10 protein-coding genes, 4 tRNA genes and 1 rRNA gene are annotated in these 15,198 nt (G+C 65.9%); all 15 read left to right on the top strand.

Annotated features, from left to right (window positions below; translation table 11 throughout):
* A 5S ribosomal RNA gene (gene rrf / locus C9F13_RS15120) occupies positions 1 to 99 on the top strand; the annotation flags it as partial.
* A gap of 434 nt (positions 100 to 533) precedes the next feature.
* On the top strand, positions 534 to 1,517 hold the full coding sequence (locus C9F13_RS15115) for a biotin--[acetyl-CoA-carboxylase] ligase (protein ID WP_108447083.1): 984 nt from the start codon (positions 534 to 536) through the stop codon (positions 1,515 to 1,517).
* Complete coding sequence (locus C9F13_RS15110) at positions 1,514 to 2,353, top strand: type III pantothenate kinase (RefSeq protein WP_108447082.1); 840 nt, start codon at positions 1,514 to 1,516, stop codon at positions 2,351 to 2,353. The genes C9F13_RS15115 and C9F13_RS15110 overlap by 4 nt, the downstream gene beginning before the upstream one ends.
* Before the next feature lie 115 nt (positions 2,354 to 2,468).
* A tRNA-Tyr gene (locus C9F13_RS15105) sits at positions 2,469 to 2,552 on the top strand.
* 48 nt (positions 2,553 to 2,600) lie between these two features.
* A tRNA-Gly gene (locus C9F13_RS15100) sits at positions 2,601 to 2,674 on the top strand.
* Positions 2,675 to 2,702: 28 nt separating this feature from the next.
* Positions 2,703 to 2,777, top strand: a tRNA-Thr gene (locus tag C9F13_RS15095).
* Between the two features lie 152 nt (positions 2,778 to 2,929).
* Positions 2,930 to 3,005: transfer RNA gene (locus C9F13_RS15090), tRNA-Trp, on the top strand.
* Between the two features lie 72 nt (positions 3,006 to 3,077).
* Positions 3,078 to 3,446, top strand: coding sequence for a preprotein translocase subunit SecE (gene secE, locus C9F13_RS15085; RefSeq protein WP_108447081.1), 369 nt, complete (start codon positions 3,078 to 3,080; stop codon positions 3,444 to 3,446).
* Between the two features lie 8 nt (positions 3,447 to 3,454).
* Positions 3,455 to 3,988: a transcription termination/antitermination protein NusG gene (gene nusG, locus C9F13_RS15080; RefSeq protein WP_071943758.1), complete on the top strand. Its 534-nt coding sequence runs from the start codon at positions 3,455 to 3,457 to the stop codon at positions 3,986 to 3,988.
* 93 nt (positions 3,989 to 4,081) lie between these two features.
* Complete coding sequence (rplK, locus tag C9F13_RS15075) at positions 4,082 to 4,513, top strand: 50S ribosomal protein L11 (RefSeq protein ID WP_108447080.1); 432 nt, start codon at positions 4,082 to 4,084, stop codon at positions 4,511 to 4,513.
* A gap of 2 nt (positions 4,514 to 4,515) precedes the next feature.
* Positions 4,516 to 5,208: a 50S ribosomal protein L1 gene (rplA, locus tag C9F13_RS15070; protein ID WP_108447079.1), complete on the top strand. Its 693-nt coding sequence runs from the start codon at positions 4,516 to 4,518 to the stop codon at positions 5,206 to 5,208.
* A 260-nt stretch (positions 5,209 to 5,468) separates the two neighbouring features.
* The gene (gene rplJ, locus C9F13_RS15065; protein WP_071943769.1) at positions 5,469 to 5,972 is read left to right on the top strand and encodes a 50S ribosomal protein L10; all 504 of its coding nucleotides are present in this window, start codon (positions 5,469 to 5,471) and stop codon (positions 5,970 to 5,972) included.
* A gap of 90 nt (positions 5,973 to 6,062) precedes the next feature.
* Positions 6,063 to 6,434: a 50S ribosomal protein L7/L12 gene (gene rplL, locus C9F13_RS15060; RefSeq protein ID WP_108447078.1), complete on the top strand. Its 372-nt coding sequence runs from the start codon at positions 6,063 to 6,065 to the stop codon at positions 6,432 to 6,434.
* A 232-nt stretch (positions 6,435 to 6,666) separates the two neighbouring features.
* The gene (rpoB, locus tag C9F13_RS15055) at positions 6,667 to 10,746 is read left to right on the top strand and encodes a DNA-directed RNA polymerase subunit beta (RefSeq protein WP_108447077.1); all 4,080 of its coding nucleotides are present in this window, start codon (positions 6,667 to 6,669) and stop codon (positions 10,744 to 10,746) included.
* An 87-nt stretch (positions 10,747 to 10,833) separates the two neighbouring features.
* Positions 10,834 to 15,051 carry a DNA-directed RNA polymerase subunit beta' gene (rpoC, locus tag C9F13_RS15050; RefSeq protein WP_108447076.1) on the top strand — a complete coding sequence of 1,406 codons (4,218 nt, stop codon included), beginning with the start codon at positions 10,834 to 10,836 and terminating at the stop codon, positions 15,049 to 15,051.
* The last annotated feature ends 147 nt before the right edge of the window (positions 15,052 to 15,198 follow it).

Raw genomic sequence — 15,198 nt, 5'->3', positions numbered from 1 at the left:
ACGGGAACCACCTGATCCCATGCCGAACTCAGCAGTGAAACCGATCAGCGCCGATGGTAGTGTGGGGCCTCCCCATGCGAGAGTAGGTCATCGTCAGGCACCTATTCCGAGAAAACCCCGAGCTCAACGAGCTCGGGGTTTTTTCATGCGCGGGTGTTTTTCGCGCGGAAAGGCGCACGTCCCGATCGCCGGTTGCCGGCGCCTCCCGATACAAGAACGCCCCCGCCTCGACAGAGGCGGGGGCGTTGTCGTATGGGGCCTGGGAGAGGGCAGGGGAGGGCGTGATACGGCATCACGGGCGATCGAAGATGTAGGGGGAGGTATGGCAGCCCTGTCAGGCCAGCGGCGCACAAGGGGCCGCGATGGCCCCGTAGGCCGCCGTCGTCGTCACGGCCTTCGGGTCGGCCAGGCACCTCCTGTCGACCCTTGAGAGGCGAGCTTAGCGCCTCGTCGGCGGCATGATCGCCGCGCCGCGATTTCCGGGGCCTGCCCCCATCCGCTAGAATGGCTCATTTCCCGTCTGGGGCATGAGCATGACCATCGGTGACCTGATCCGCCTGTTGAGCGACGGCGAGTTCCACTCCGGCGAGCAGCTGGGGGAGCAGCTGGGCGTCTCGCGGGCGGCGGTATGGAAGCAGCTGCAGAAACTGGAGTCCCTGGGGATCCCCATGGAGGCGGTGAAGGGGCAGGGGTATCGCCTGACCGAACGCCTGGAGCTGCTCGACGGGCGCGCCGTGGTGGCCGGCCTCTCCCGGGAGGCCCGCCCGCACCTGACCCGGCTGTTCGTCGAGGAGACCCTGCCCTCCAGCAACGCCTACCTGCGCGAACGCTTCGCCCAGGGCGCGGGGCACGGGGAGGTCTGCCTGGTGGAGCAGCAGAGCGAGGGCCGGGGGCGTCGCGGGCGCACCTGGGTGACGCCCTGGGGGCGTACCCTGATGCTCTCGATAGGCTGGCGGGTCGAGGCCGGGATAGCCGCCCTGGAGGGGCTGAGCCTGGCCCTCGGCGTGGTGCTGGCCCGGGTCCTCGAGCGACACGGTGCCGCGCCCCGGCTCAAGTGGCCCAACGATGTCCTGCTGAAGCAGGCGGACGGGGAGCTGGGCAAGCTCGCGGGCATCCTGGTCGAGATCAGCGGCGATGCCGCCGGGCCCTGCGAGGTGGTGGTCGGCATGGGCATCAACGTCGATCTGCCCCAGGCGTTTCGCGAGTGCATCGACCAGCCCGTGGCCGCGGTCCACGACCAGGCGCCGGGGCTGTCGCGCAATGCCCTTGCCGCGGCGCTGCTGGACGAGCTGCTGCCCCTGCTGGCGGGGTTCGAGCAGCAGGGCTTCGCCGCCTGGCAGGATGAGTGGAACGCGCGGCACGCCTACGCCGGCTGCGAGGTGGAGATCCTGCAGCGGGGCGAGCGCGAGGCGGCGATCGCCGGCGACGTGGACGAGGCCGGCAACCTCTGGGTGCGCCAGGGCGAACGGCAGCGGCGGCTGGCCGGCGGGGAAATCAGCGTGCGGAGACGGGCATGATCCTGGACCTGGATATCGGCAATACCCTGTCGAAGTGGCGGCTCAAGGATAGCGACAGCAGCGAGATCCGCTCGCGCGGCGCGGTCTGGACTCGCGAGGAGTGGCGGCCCGGAGCCGATATCCCGGATCTCGACGTGGTCGAGGCGGTCCGCATCTCCAGCGTGGCGCGCCGGGCGGTGCTGGAGGAGACAGTGGCGCTGCTGCGGCGCCGGGTCGGCACCGTCCACGTGGCCCGCTCCGCCCATGAGGCCCTGGGGGTCACCAACGGCTACGAGGAGCCCGGCAAGCTGGGCGTCGATCGCTGGATGGGGGCCCTGGCGGGCTACCAGCTGGCGGGCGGCTGTTGTGCGGTGGACTGCGGCAGCGCCATCACCGTCGACTTCGTGCTGCCCGGCGGCCGGCATCTCGGCGGCTATATCCTGCCCGGCCTGCGCCTGATGAAGGAGAGCCTCAAGCTCGGCACCCGCAACGTGGCCATCGATCCCGACAGCGAGGCGCAGGCGCTGCTCGAGCCCGGCCGGCGCACGGTCGAGGCGGTCAACCACGGCATCTACATGGCCGCGGTCAGCGCGGTCAACCGCATCTACAGCGAGGTGTGCGACCAGCAGGACGTCGCGCTGCCGATGCTGCTGACCGGCGGCGATGCGCGGGTGGTCTCGCGAGGCATCCAGGTGCCCCATGCGGTGTGGCCGGACATGGTCTATGGCGGGCTCGAGGCCTGTTTCCCGCTGACGGCCGCGGAGCGGGCCGGCCGACTCTCCGGGGCGCCGGAGGTGCCCGCGCCGGTGGCGATGGAAAAGATCCGCGCGGCCCTTGCATTCTCGATGCTGCTTTGACAGAATGCGTCGCGTTCCGGGAAGACGCGCCGGCTCGTTCGGCACGAAGCATCAAGATCCTGATAAATCAGAGGCTTGACACCGGAAACAAAGGCGGTAGAATACATCGCCAGTTGGAGGGGTTCCCGAGTGGCCAAAGGGAGCAGACTGTAAATCTGCCGCGAAAGCTTCGAAGGTTCGAATCCTTCCCCCTCCACCAAGTTTCGCCGCACGCGATGCGTCGGGTGCAGGCAGCAAGAGTGGGTAGGCGGGCATAGTTCAATGGTAGAACCTCAGCCTTCCAAGCTGATGATGCGGGTTCGATCCCCGCTGCCCGCTCCAGGTATCGCATGATGATGCCGCCAGTTGTGCTCATGTAGCTCAGGGGTAGAGCACACCCTTGGTAAGGGTGAGGTCGACGGTTCAAATCCGTCCATGAGCTCCATATCGAGAAGGCGAGCCGCGGCTCGCCTTTTCTTTTTCTCCCTCGGGGCGACGATGTGTCGGGGGAGGGGTTGCCAGGCGAAGCACCTTTCGCTATAGTGGCGCCCGCTGTCGTTAAGGTCGCCTGCAAAGGGCGGTCGCGGAAGCAGATACAGGCCAGTAGCTCAATTGGCAGAGCAGCGGTCTCCAAAACCGCAGGTTGGGGGTTCGATTCCCTCCTGGCCTGCCAGTCTTCCCCAGGCTGGCGATATCTCATATACTTTCATGTTTCGATTGCCGCACCCTGAGGAGTCTCGTTTTCATGAAGCATAACGCCGAGGTGCAGGAGTCGCGCCACGACGGGCTCAAGTGGGCGGTTGTCGTCACTCTGCTGGTCCTTGCCGTGGTCGGCAATTCCTATTTTGCCGATCAGGCACTTCTCTATCGTGTGCTCGGTGTCGTCGTGCTCAGCGTGGCGGCGGCGCTGGTGGCGCTGACCACGACCAAGGGTCGTGATCTGCTCGAGCTCGCCAGGAGTGCGAAGAAGGAAATTCAGCGCGTCGTCTGGCCGACACGGCCCGAGACCATCCAGACCACCGCCATCGTGCTGGTGGCCGTGCTGGTGGTCGGGCTGATGCTCTGGCTGATCGATACCCTTCTTGGCTGGGCGATGTCCGGCGTCATCGGTTAGGAGTTTTCATGTCCAAGCGTTGGTATGTCGTCCACGCCTACTCCGGCTTCGAAAAGCATGTCATGCGCTCGCTCATCGAGCGCGTGAAGATGTACGGCATGGAGGATCGCTTCGGCGAGATCCTGGTGCCGACCGAAGAAGTCGTCGAGGTGCGTGACGGCAAGCGTCGCAAGAGCGAGCGCAAGTTCTATCCCGGCTATGTGCTGGTCGAGATGGAAATGGATGACGAGACCTGGCACCTGGTCAACGAGACCCCGCGCGTCATGGGGTTCATCGGCGGCACCAAGGAGAAGCCGGCGCCCATCACCCAGCGTGAGGCCGACGCGATCCTCAGCCGGGTGAAGGACGGTACCGACAAGCCGCGGCCCAAGACGGTGTTCGAGCCGGGTCAGTCGGTGCGCGTCATCGACGGGCCCTTCGCCGACTTCAATGGCGTCGTCGAAGAGGTCAACTACGACAAGAGCCGCGTGCAAGTCAGCGTGCTGATCTTCGGCCGCTCCACGCCCGTCGAGCTGGAGTTCGCCCAGGTCGAGAAGGAATAACCTTCCGTCCTCATCGTTTTTCGTGGCGGCCACCCGAGGGTGGCCGTGTAACCCGGGGAGCCGCAAGGCGCTACTACCCAACTGGAGTCCATCATGGCCAAGAAAGTACAGGCTTACATCAAGCTGCAGGTGGCAGCTGGCAAGGCCAACCCGAGCCCCCCCGTGGGTCCGGCACTGGGTCAGCACGGTGTCAACATCATGGAGTTCTGCAAGGCGTTCAACGCCGCGACGCAGGACATCGAAGTCGGCCTGCCGACTCCCGTGGTCATCACCGTCTACTCCGACCGCAGCTTCACCTTCGTCACCAAGACCCCGCCCGCGGCGGTCCTGCTGAAGAAGGCCGCTGGCATCAAGTCCGGCTCCGGTGAGCCGAACAAGACCAAGGTCGGTACCGTGACCCGCGAACAGCTCGAAGAGATCGCCAAGACCAAGGAGCCGGACCTGACGGCCGCCGATCTCGACGCCGCGGTGCGTACCATTGCCGGTAGTGCCCGCAGCATGGGCCTGAACGTGGAGGGTCTCTGATCATGGCTAAACTGTCCAAGCGCGCCCAGCAGATTCGCGAGAAGGTTGATGCCAACAAGGCCTACTCCCTCGACGAGGCCGTGGCCCTGCTCTCCGAGCTCTCCACCGTCAAGTTCAAGGAGTCCCTGGACGTCGCCATCAACCTCGGCGTCGACCCGCGGAAATCCGACCAGGTCGTGCGTGGCGCCACCGTCATGCCGAACGGTACCGGCAAGGACGTGCGTGTCGCCGTCTTTACCCAGGGTGCCAACGCCGAGGCCGCCAAGGAAGCCGGTGCCGACGTGATCGGCATGGACGACCTGGCCGAGCAGGTCAAGAAAGGCCAGCTCGACTTCGACGTGGTCATCGCCTCGCCGGACGCCATGCGCGTCGTCGGTCAGCTGGGCCAGATCCTCGGTCCGCGCGGCCTGATGCCGAACCCCAAGGTCGGCACCGTGACCCCGGACGTGGCCACTGCGGTCAAGAACGCCAAGGCCGGTCAGGTGCGCTTCCGTACCGACAAGAACGGCATCATCCATACCACTCTGGGCAAGGTCGACTTCGACGCCGCCGCCATCCGGGGCAACCTGGAAGCGCTGGTCGCCGACCTGAAGAAGCTCAAGCCGAGCACGTCCAAGGGTATCTATTTCAAGAAGGTCACCCTGTCCACCACCATGGGCCCGGGTCTGACCATCGATCATTCCGCCCTGGTCTGACCGGGCGTCGATCGAGACGTATGCAGGAACTTTGCGGTCCCCGTGCCGGGCTATCCTCGCCGGCGGGGCACCGTCAAAGACCGCAGGTGCCGCTCCTCTCCGGAGGCGCGGCTTAATCTTCCCTCGGGGAGGCCTGCGCAGATGGTGTGGCCGCCAGATCTCTGGTGAGCACCATCACCCAGGACTCCCGGCCTCCGGCCGGGAGAGATGGTAACCACCGGAATCCTCTCGCGAGGTTCCGGCACGAAGGAGTGATCACTGTGCCACTAGCACTCGAAGGCAAGAAGGCAATTGTTGCCGAGGTCAGTGAAGCGGCCAAGGATGCGCTCTCCGTCGTAGTTGCCGACTCTCGTGGCGTCGCGGTCAGCGCGATGACCGACCTGCGCAAGCAGGCCCGCGAGAATGGCGTGCAGATCCGTGTTGTCCGCAACACCCTGGCACGCCGCGCCCTGTCCGGAACTCCCTGGGAGATTCTGGACGAGACCTTCTCCGGTCCGACCATGCTGGCCTTCTCCTACGAGCACCCGGGCGCCGCCGCCCGTCTGTTCAAGGAGTTCGCCAAGGGTCAGAAGGAGTTCGAGGTCAAGGCGCTGGCCTACGAAGGTGAGCTGATCCCGGCAAGCGACATCGACCGTCTGGCAACCCTGCCGACCTACGATGAGGCGATCGCCAAGCTGATGTCCGTCATGAAGGAAGCTTCTGCCGGCAAGCTGGTCCGTACCCTCGCGGCGCTGCGCGACCAGAAGCAGGAAGAGGCCGCCTGAACGGCGAACTCCTGCGCTCAGCCTGAATCGAACATTGAATCCCCGAGCCATCGCAATGCCGAGGCTCCCGCAAAGTTAGGAATCTAGACAATGGCACTGACCAAAGAAGACATCATCAACGCCGTCGCCGACATGTCCGTGATGGAAGTGGCCGAGCTGATCGAGGCCATGGAAGAGAAGTTCGGTGTCTCCGCTGCCGCTGCCGTCGTGGCCGGCCCGGGTGGCGGTGAAGCCGCTGCCGAGGAAGAGCAGACCGAATTCGACCTGGTGCTGACCAGCGCCGGCGACAAGAAGGTCAACGTCATCAAGGCCGTCCGCGAGATCACCGGCCTGGGCCTGAAGGAAGCCAAGGGTGCCGTCGACGGCGCACCGGCGACCCTGAAGGAAGGCATGTCCAAGGACGACGCCGAAGAGGCAAAGAAGAAGCTGGAAGAAGCCGGCGCGAGCGTGGAGCTCAAGTAATCCTTGGGCCCATGGCTTCACGCGCTGCGTAAGCTTCCACGGCTGGTGGCGGGTCACCCGCTGCCGGCCTTTTTCTGTTGTCACTAGACGGTCGCCCCCTGGGCCACCGCTAGCCGAATTCCGACGGCGAGCCTCCTGGTGGAGGCTTGCCGTCAGCGCCTGACGGAGCCGTACCCGTCGGGTGACGCCGACACGCATCGGTCACCCATGGTGAACAAGCTGGGGAATACAGATGGCTTACTCATACACTGAGAAAAAACGCATCCGCAAGGATTTCGGCAAACTGCCCCAAGTGATGGATGTGCCTTACCTGCTGGCCATCCAGCTTGATTCCTACTACGAGTTTCTCCAGCAGGATCGCTCACCCGAAGAACGCATGGAGATCGGCCTGCACGCCGCCTTCAAGTCGGTCTTCCCGATCGCGAGCTTCTCCGGCAACGCAGCCCTCGAGTATGTCAGCTACCGTTTCGGCACTCCGGCCTTCGACGTCAAGGAGTGCCAGCTGCGTGGCGTCACCTATTCGGCCCCCCTGCGCGTCAAGGTCCGCCTGATCATCTACGACAAGGATTCGTCGAACAAGGCGATCAAGGACATCAAGGAGCAGGAAGTCTACATGGGGGAGATCCCCCTGATGACCGAGAACGGTACCTTCGTCATCAACGGTACCGAGCGCGTCATCGTCTCCCAGCTGCACCGCTCGCCCGGCGTGTTCTTCGACCATGACAAGGGCAAGAGCCACTCCTCCGGCAAGCTGCTCTACTCCGCCCGCGTGATTCCCTACCGCGGCTCCTGGCTCGACTTCGAGTTCGATCCCAAGGACAGCGTCTTCGTGCGCATCGACCGTCGCCGCAAGCTGCCGGCCACGGTGCTGCTGCACGCGCTGGGCATGAGCGCCGAGGAGATCCTCGCCGAGTTCTTCGAGTTCAGCACCTTCCACATCGAGAAGTCCGGCTTCTCCGTGGAGCTGGTGCCGTCGCGCCTGCGCGGCGAGACCGCTACCTTCGACATCAAGGATGGCGACGGCAACGTCATCGTCGAGGAGGGGCGCCGGGTCACCCAGAAGCACATCCGCCAGCTGGAGAAGGCCGGTCTCGAGCGCCTCGACGTGCCGATGGACTACCTCTTCGGCAAGACCCTGGCCAAGGATCAGGTCGATCCCAACACCGGCGAGCTGATCTGCCCCTGCAACTCCGAGATCACCCCGGAGCTGCTCGAGAAGCTCGGCCAGGCCGGCATCACCACCCTCGAGACCCTCTACACCAACGATCTCGACTGTGGTCCCTTCATCTCCGACACCCTCAAGCTGGACACCACCGGGTCCCGCCTCGAGGCGCTGGTCGAGATCTACCGCATGATGCGCCCCGGCGAGCCGCCCACCAAGGAGGCCGCCGAGACGCTGTTCACCAACCTGTTCTTCAGCGAAGACCGCTACGACCTGTCGGGCGTCGGCCGCATGAAGTTCAACCGTCGCCTGCGTCGTGACAGCGACACCGGCTCCGGCGTCCTCGACCAGCGCGACATCCTCGATGTGCTGCGCGAGATGATCGCCATCCGTAACGGCTTCGGCGACGTCGACGATATCGACCACCTGGGCAACCGCCGCATCCGCTGCGTTGGCGAGATGGCCGAGAACCAGTTCCGCGTGGGCCTGGTGCGCGTCGAGCGCGCGGTCAAGGAACGCCTCTCCATGGCCGAGAGCGAAGGCCTGATGCCCCAGGACCTGATCAACGCCAAGCCGGTCGCGGCGGCGGTGAAGGAGTTCTTCGGCTCCAGCCAGCTCTCGCAGTTCATGGACCAGAACAACCCGCTCTCCGAGGTCACCCACAAGCGCCGCGTCTCCGCGCTCGGCCCGGGCGGCCTGACCCGCGAGCGGGCCGGCTTCGAGGTGCGTGACGTTCACGCCACCCACTACGGCCGCCTCTGCCCGATCGAGACCCCGGAAGGCCCGAACATCGGCCTGATCAACTCGCTGGCCACCTACAGCCACACCAACAGCTATGGCTTCCTCGAGACGCCGTACCGCAAGGTCGTGGATAGCCAGGTGACCGACGACGTGGTGCACCTCTCGGCGATCGAGGAGGGCGACTTCGTCATCGCCCAGGCCTCCGCCACCGTGGACGAGTCCGGCAAGCTGGTCGACGACCTGGTCCAGGTCCGTCACCGCGGCGAGACCACCTTCATGCGTCCCGAGCAGGTGACGCTGATGGACGTCTCGCCGCGCCAGGTGGTCTCCGTGGCCGCGGCCCTGATCCCCTTCCTCGAGCACGATGACGCCAACCGCGCCCTGATGGGGGCGAACATGCAGCGTCAGGCGGTGCCGACCCTGCGTGCCGACAAGCCCCTGGTGGGCACCGGCATGGAGCGCTTCGTGGCCCGTGACTCCGGCGTCTGCGAAGTGGCGCGGCGTGGCGGCGTGATCGACTCGGTCGACGCCAAGCGCATCGTGGTGCGGGTCAACGAGGACGAGATCATCGGCGGCGAGGCCGGCGTCGACATCTACAACCTGACCAAGTACCTGCGCTCGAACCAGAACACCTGCCAGAACCAGCGCCCGATCGTGCGCCCCGGTGACCGGGTGGCGAGCGGCGACATCCTGGCCGACGGCCCGTCCGTCGACATGGGCGACCTGGCCCTGGGCCAGAACATGCGCATCGCCTTCATGCCGTGGAACGGCTACAACTTCGAGGACTCCATCCTGCTCTCCGAGCGGGCGGTCCAGGAAGACCGTTTCACCACCATCCACATCCAGGAGCTGACCTGCGTCTCCCGCGACACCAAGCTGGGGCCGGAGGAGATCACCTCCGACATCCCCAACGTCGGCGAGTCGGCGCTGGGCAAGCTGGATGAGGCCGGCGTGGTCTACATCGGCGCCGAGGTCGGCGCGGGCGATATCCTGGTCGGCAAGGTCACGCCCAAGGGCGAGACCCAGCTGACGCCGGAAGAGAAGCTGCTGCGTGCGATCTTCGGCGAGAAGGCCTCCGACGTGAAGGACACCTCCCTGCGTGCCCCGACCGGCATGAAGGGCACCGTCATCGACGTCCAGGTCTTCACCCGCGACGGCGTGGAGAAGGACTCCCGAGCGCTCTCCATCGAGCAGATGCAGCTCGACGAGGTCCGCAAGGACCTGCAGGAGACCTACCGCATCGCCGAGGATGCCACCTTCGAGCGCCTGCAGCGCACCCTCGTCGGCCAGGCCGTCAACGGCGGGCCGAAGCTGAAGAAGGGCGACGTGCTCTCCGACAGCTACCTCGAGGAGCTGCCGCGTCAGCAGTGGTTCAAGCTGCGCATGCAGGACGAGACCCTCAACGAGCTGCTGGCCCAGGCCGACGAACAGCTCGAGAACCGTCGCAAGGAGATGGACGAGCGCTTCGAGGACAAGAAGCGCAAGCTCACCCAGGGCGACGACCTCGCGCCGGGCGTGCTGAAGATCGTCAAGGTCTACCTCGCGATCAAGCGCCGCCTGCAGCCGGGCGACAAGATGGCCGGCCGTCACGGTAACAAGGGTGTCATCTCGGCGATCATGCCGATCGAGGACATGCCCTTCGACGACAACGGCGAGCCCATCGACGTGGTGCTGAACCCGCTGGGCGTACCGTCGCGGATGAACGTCGGTCAGATCCTCGAGACCCACCTGGGCATGGCCGCCCGCGGCCTCGGGGTGAAGATCGAGCACATGCTGCGCGACGCCCGGGAGCAGCAGGTCGGCCAGATCCGCGAGTTCCTCGGTCAGATCTACAATGCCAGCGAGGGCACCCGGGTCGAGAACCTCGACCTGCTCACCGACGACGAGGTGATCGCCCTGGCGAAGAACCTCAAGGGCGGCGTGCCGATGGCCACGCCGGTGTTCGACGGCGCCCAGGAGGGCGAGATCAAGCACCTGCTGCGCCTCGCCGACCTGCCGGATTCCGGCCAGACGACCCTCTACGACGGGCGGACCGGCGATGCCTTCGACCGTCCGGTCACGGTGGGCTACATGTACATGCTGAAGCTGAACCACCTGGTGGATGACAAGATGCACGCGCGTTCCACCGGCTCCTACTCGCTGGTCACCCAGCAGCCGCTGGGCGGCAAGGCGCAGTTCGGGGGCCAGCGCTTCGGGGAGATGGAGGTCTGGGCCCTGGAGGCCTACGGCGCGGCCTATACGCTCCAGGAGATGCTCACGGTCAAGTCCGACGACGTGGAGGGTCGCACCAAGATGTACAAGAGCATCGTGGACGGCGACCACACCATGCAGGCGGGCATGCCGGAATCCTTCAACGTGCTGGTGAAGGAAATCCGCTCGCTGGGTATCGATATCGAGCTGGAAAGCTGAGGCCGTACCGCCTGCGCTTCACAGAATGACGGTCCGCGGGGGTGGCAACGCCCCCGCCCATGACAACTCCGCAACGGAGCCGACCCCATGAAAGATTTGGTGAAAGTCCTCAAATCGCAGTCGCAGTCCGAAGAGTTCGACGCGATCAAGATCACCCTGGCGTCGCCGGACATGATCCGCAGCTGGTCCTACGGCGAGGTCAAGAAGCCGGAGACCATCAACTACCGTACCTTCAAGCCGGAGCGGGACGGCCTGTTCTGCGCCAAGATCTTCGGCCCGGTGAAGGACTACGAGTGCCTGTGCGGCAAGTACAAGCGCATGAAGCACCGCGGCATCATCTGCGAGAAGTGCGGCGTCGAGGTGACCAAGGCCGCGGTGCGCCGCGAGCGCATGGGCCACATCGAGCTGGCGAGCCCGGTGGCGCACATCTGGTTCCTGAAGTCGCTGCCGTCGCGCATCGGCATGTTCCTCGACATGACCCTGCGCGACATCGAGCGCGTGCTCTACTTCGAGAGCTTCATGGTCATCGATCCGGGCATGACCACCCTCGAGCGCGGCCAGCTGCTCAACGACGAGCAGTACTTCGAGGCCCTCGAGGAGTTCGGTGACGACTTCGACGCCCGCATGGGCGCCGAGGCGGTCCAGGCGCTGCTCAAGGACATCGACCTCGAGGAGGAGATCGGTCGCCTGCGCGAGGAGATCCCGCAGACCAACTCCGAGACCAAGATCAAGAAGCTCTCCAAGCGGCTCAAGCTGCTCGAGGCCTTCCAGGGCTCGGGCAACGACCCGGCGTGGATGGTCATGGAGGTGCTGCCGGTGCTGCCGCCGGACCTGCGTCCGCTGGTGCCGCTGGACGGTGGCCGCTTCGCGACCTCCGATCTCAATGACCTCTACCGTCGCGTGATCAACCGCAACAACCGCCTGAAGCGGCTGCTCGATCTCAACGCGCCGGACATCATCGTGCGCAACGAGAAGCGCATGCTGCAGGAGTCGGTGGATGCGCTGCTCGACAACGGTCGTCGCGGCCGGGCCATCACCGGGTCCAACAAGCGCCCGCTGAAGTCGCTCGCCGACATGATCAAGGGCAAGCAGGGGCGTTTCCGTCAGAACCTGCTGGGCAAGCGCGTCGACTACTCCGGCCGCTCGGTGATCACCGTAGGCCCGACCCTGCGCCTGCACCAGTGCGGTCTGCCGAAGAAGATGGCGCTCGAGCTGTTCAAGCCGTTCATCTACTCCAAGCTGCAGTCGCTGGGCTATGCCTCCACCATCAAGGCGGCCAAGAAGATGGTCGAGCGCGAGCTGCCGGAGGTGTGGGACATCCTCGCCGACGTCATCCGCGAGCACCCCGTGCTGCTCAACCGCGCCCCGACCCTGCACCGCCTCGGCATCCAGGCCTTCGAGCCGCTGCTGATCGAGGGCAAGGCGATCCAGCTGCACCCGCTGGTGTGTGCCGCCTACAACGCCGACTTCGACGGTGACCAGATGGCGGTGCACGTGCCGCTGACGCTGGAAGCCCAGCTCGAGGCCCGTGCGCTGATGATGGCCACCAACAACGTGCTGTCACCGGCCAACGGCGAGCCGATCATCGTGCCGTCCCAGGACGTGGTGCTGGGGCTGTACTACATGACCCGCGAGCGCATCAACGCCCACGGCGAGGGCATGGTGTTCTCCGGCCTCGACGAGGTGGAGCGCGCCTTCGGCACCCAGAGCGTGTCGATGCACGCCCGCGTCAAGGTGCGCCTGGATGAGGTCGAGTTCGACGAGGAGACCGGCGAGGAGCGCCATCAGCGTCGCATCTACGACACCACTGTGGGTCGCGCGCTGCTGTTCCGCATCCTGCCCGACGGGGTGCCCTTCGAGCTGGTCGACCAGCCGATGAAGAAGAAGGCCATCTCCAAGCTGATCAACGAGGTGTATCGCCGCGCGGGCCTGAAGCCGGCGGTGATCTTCGCCGACCAGCTGATGTACACCGGCTTCCGCATGGCCACCTGGTCCGGCGCCTCCATCGGCGTCAACGACTTCGTCATCCCGGACGAGAAGGCCGAGATCGTCGAGGCGGCCGAGGACGAGGTGAAGGAGATCGAGGACCAGTTCTCCTCCGGTCTCGTCACCGCCGGCGAGAAGTACAACAAGGTCATCGACATCTGGGCCCGGGCCAACGACCAGGTCGCCAAGGCGATGATGACCGGCATCTCCAAGGAGACCGTGGTCGACCGCGAGGGCAACGAGGTCGAGCAGGACTCCTTCAACAGCGTCTTCATCATGGCCGACTCCGGCGCCCGGGGTAGTGCCGCCCAGATCCGCCAGCTGGCGGGCATGCGCGGCCTGATGGCCAAGCCGGACGGCTCGATCATCGAGACGCCGATCGTCGCGAACTTCCGTGAAGGCCTCAACGTCCTGCAGTACTTCATCTCGACCCACGGCGCGCGTAAGGGCCTGGCGGACACGGCACTCAAGACCGCCAACTCCGGTTACCTGACCCGCCGCCTGGTCGACGTCGCCCAGGACATGGTCATAACCGAGCCGGACTGCGGCACCGAGACCGGTCTGACCCTGCACCCGGTGATCGAGGGCGGCGACATCATCGTCTCCCTGGCCCAGCGCGTGCTCGGCCGCGTGGTCGCCCAGGACGTGGTCGACCCGAGCACCGAGGAGGTGCTGATCCCGCGCGACACCCTGCTCGACGAGGCCTGGTGTGCCGAGCTCGACACCATGGGCGTCGACGAGATCGTGGTGCGCTCGGCCATCACCTGCCAGACCGCCCACGGCGTCTGCTCGGCCTGTTACGGTCGCGACCTGGCGCGGGGCCATCAGGTCAACATCGGCGAATCCGTCGGTGTCATCGCCGCCCAGTCGATCGGCGAGCCGGGCACCCAGCTGACCATGCGGACCTTCCACATCGGCGGCGCGGCCTCCCGGGCCTCCGCGGTGGACAGCGTCCAGGTCAAGCACGGCGGCAAGGTGCGCCTGCACAACATCAAGCACGTCGAACGCGGCGACGGCAAGCTGGTGGTGGTCTCCCGCTCCAGCGCCCTGGCCGTCGCCGACGAGCACGGTCGCGAGCGCGAGTACTACAAGCTGCCCTACGGTGCCGAGCTGGACGTGCGCGACGGTGACCTGGTCGAGGCCGGCCAGTCGGTGGCCAAGTGGGATCCGCACACCCACCCGATCATCGCCGAGGCCGAGGGCCAGGTGCAGTACGCCGACCTCGACGAAGGCGTGACCATGCACCGCAGCGTGGACGAGATGACCGGTCTCTCCTCCATCGAGGTGATCGAGTCGGCGGCGCGTCCGATGGCGGGCCGCGACAAGCGCCCGCTGATCATGCTCACCGATGCGGCGGGCAAGGCGGTCACCGTGTCGGGCTCCGATACCCCGGTCCAGTACCCGCTGCCCGGCAAGGCGATCATCACCGCCGACAACGGCGCGCGGATCGGCGTCGGCGAGGTGGTGGCCCGTATCCCGGTCGAGGCGACCGGCAACAAGGACATCACCGGTGGTCTGCCGCGGGTCGCCGACCTGTTCGAGGCGCGCAAGCCGAAGGAGCCGGCGATCCTCGCCGAGATCAGCGGCGTGATCAGCTTCGGCAAGGAGACCAAGGGCAAGCGTCGCCTGACGATCACGCCGGAAGCCGGCGATCCGTTCGAGATGCTGATCCCGAAGTGGCGCCAGATCGCGGTCTTCGAGGGCGAGTCGGTGGAGAAGGGCGAGGTCATCTCCGACGGCCCGAGCAACCCGCACGACATCCTGCGCCTGCTGGGCATCGCCGAGCTGGCCAAGTACATCACCGCCGAGGTGCAGGACGTCTATCGCCTGCAGGGCGTGGGCATCAACGACAAGCACATCGAGGTGATCGTGCGTCAGATGCTGCGCAAGGTGGAGATCACCGACGCCGGCGACAGCGACTTCATCCCGGGCGACCAGGCCGAACTGGTCCGCGTGCTCGAGCAGAACGCCCGCCTGGAGCAGGAAGAGAAGTTCCCGGCCAAGTACCAGCGGCTGCTGCTGGGTATCACCAAGGCGAGCCTCGCCACCGAGTCGTTCATCTCTGCGGCCTCCTTCCAGGAGACCACGCGGGTGCTGACCGAGGCGGCGGTGACCGGCAAGCGTGACTACCTGCGCGGCCTGAAGGAGAACGTGGTGGTGGGTCGTCTGATCCCGGCCGGTACCGGCCTCACCCACCACGCGGAGCGTCGCCGCAAGCGTGAAGACGCCGAGCGGCTGCTCCACCCGTCGGCCTACGATGTCGAGCAGGAGCTGGGCGCCCAGCTCACCGCGCTGGACTCGGACGACGACGAGATCTGACGTTCGCGTCGCGGCCTGCGCCCTCCCGGGGGCGCAGGCTTGACGACGTGGCGCGTCAGCCATTAGAATGCGCAGCCTTTAACAGTGGGGCGGGTGCGCCCGCACCCGCTGGGCAAGGCAAGGCAACCCATTGGAGTCAGCTACACA

This window comes from Halomonas denitrificans, assembly GCF_003056305.1.
In the GTDB taxonomy this organism is placed as follows: Bacteria; Pseudomonadota; Gammaproteobacteria; order Pseudomonadales; family Halomonadaceae; genus Halomonas; species Halomonas denitrificans.
Note: the sequence above shows the minus strand (reverse complement) of the source record. Positions and strands in the feature narration are given on the sequence as shown.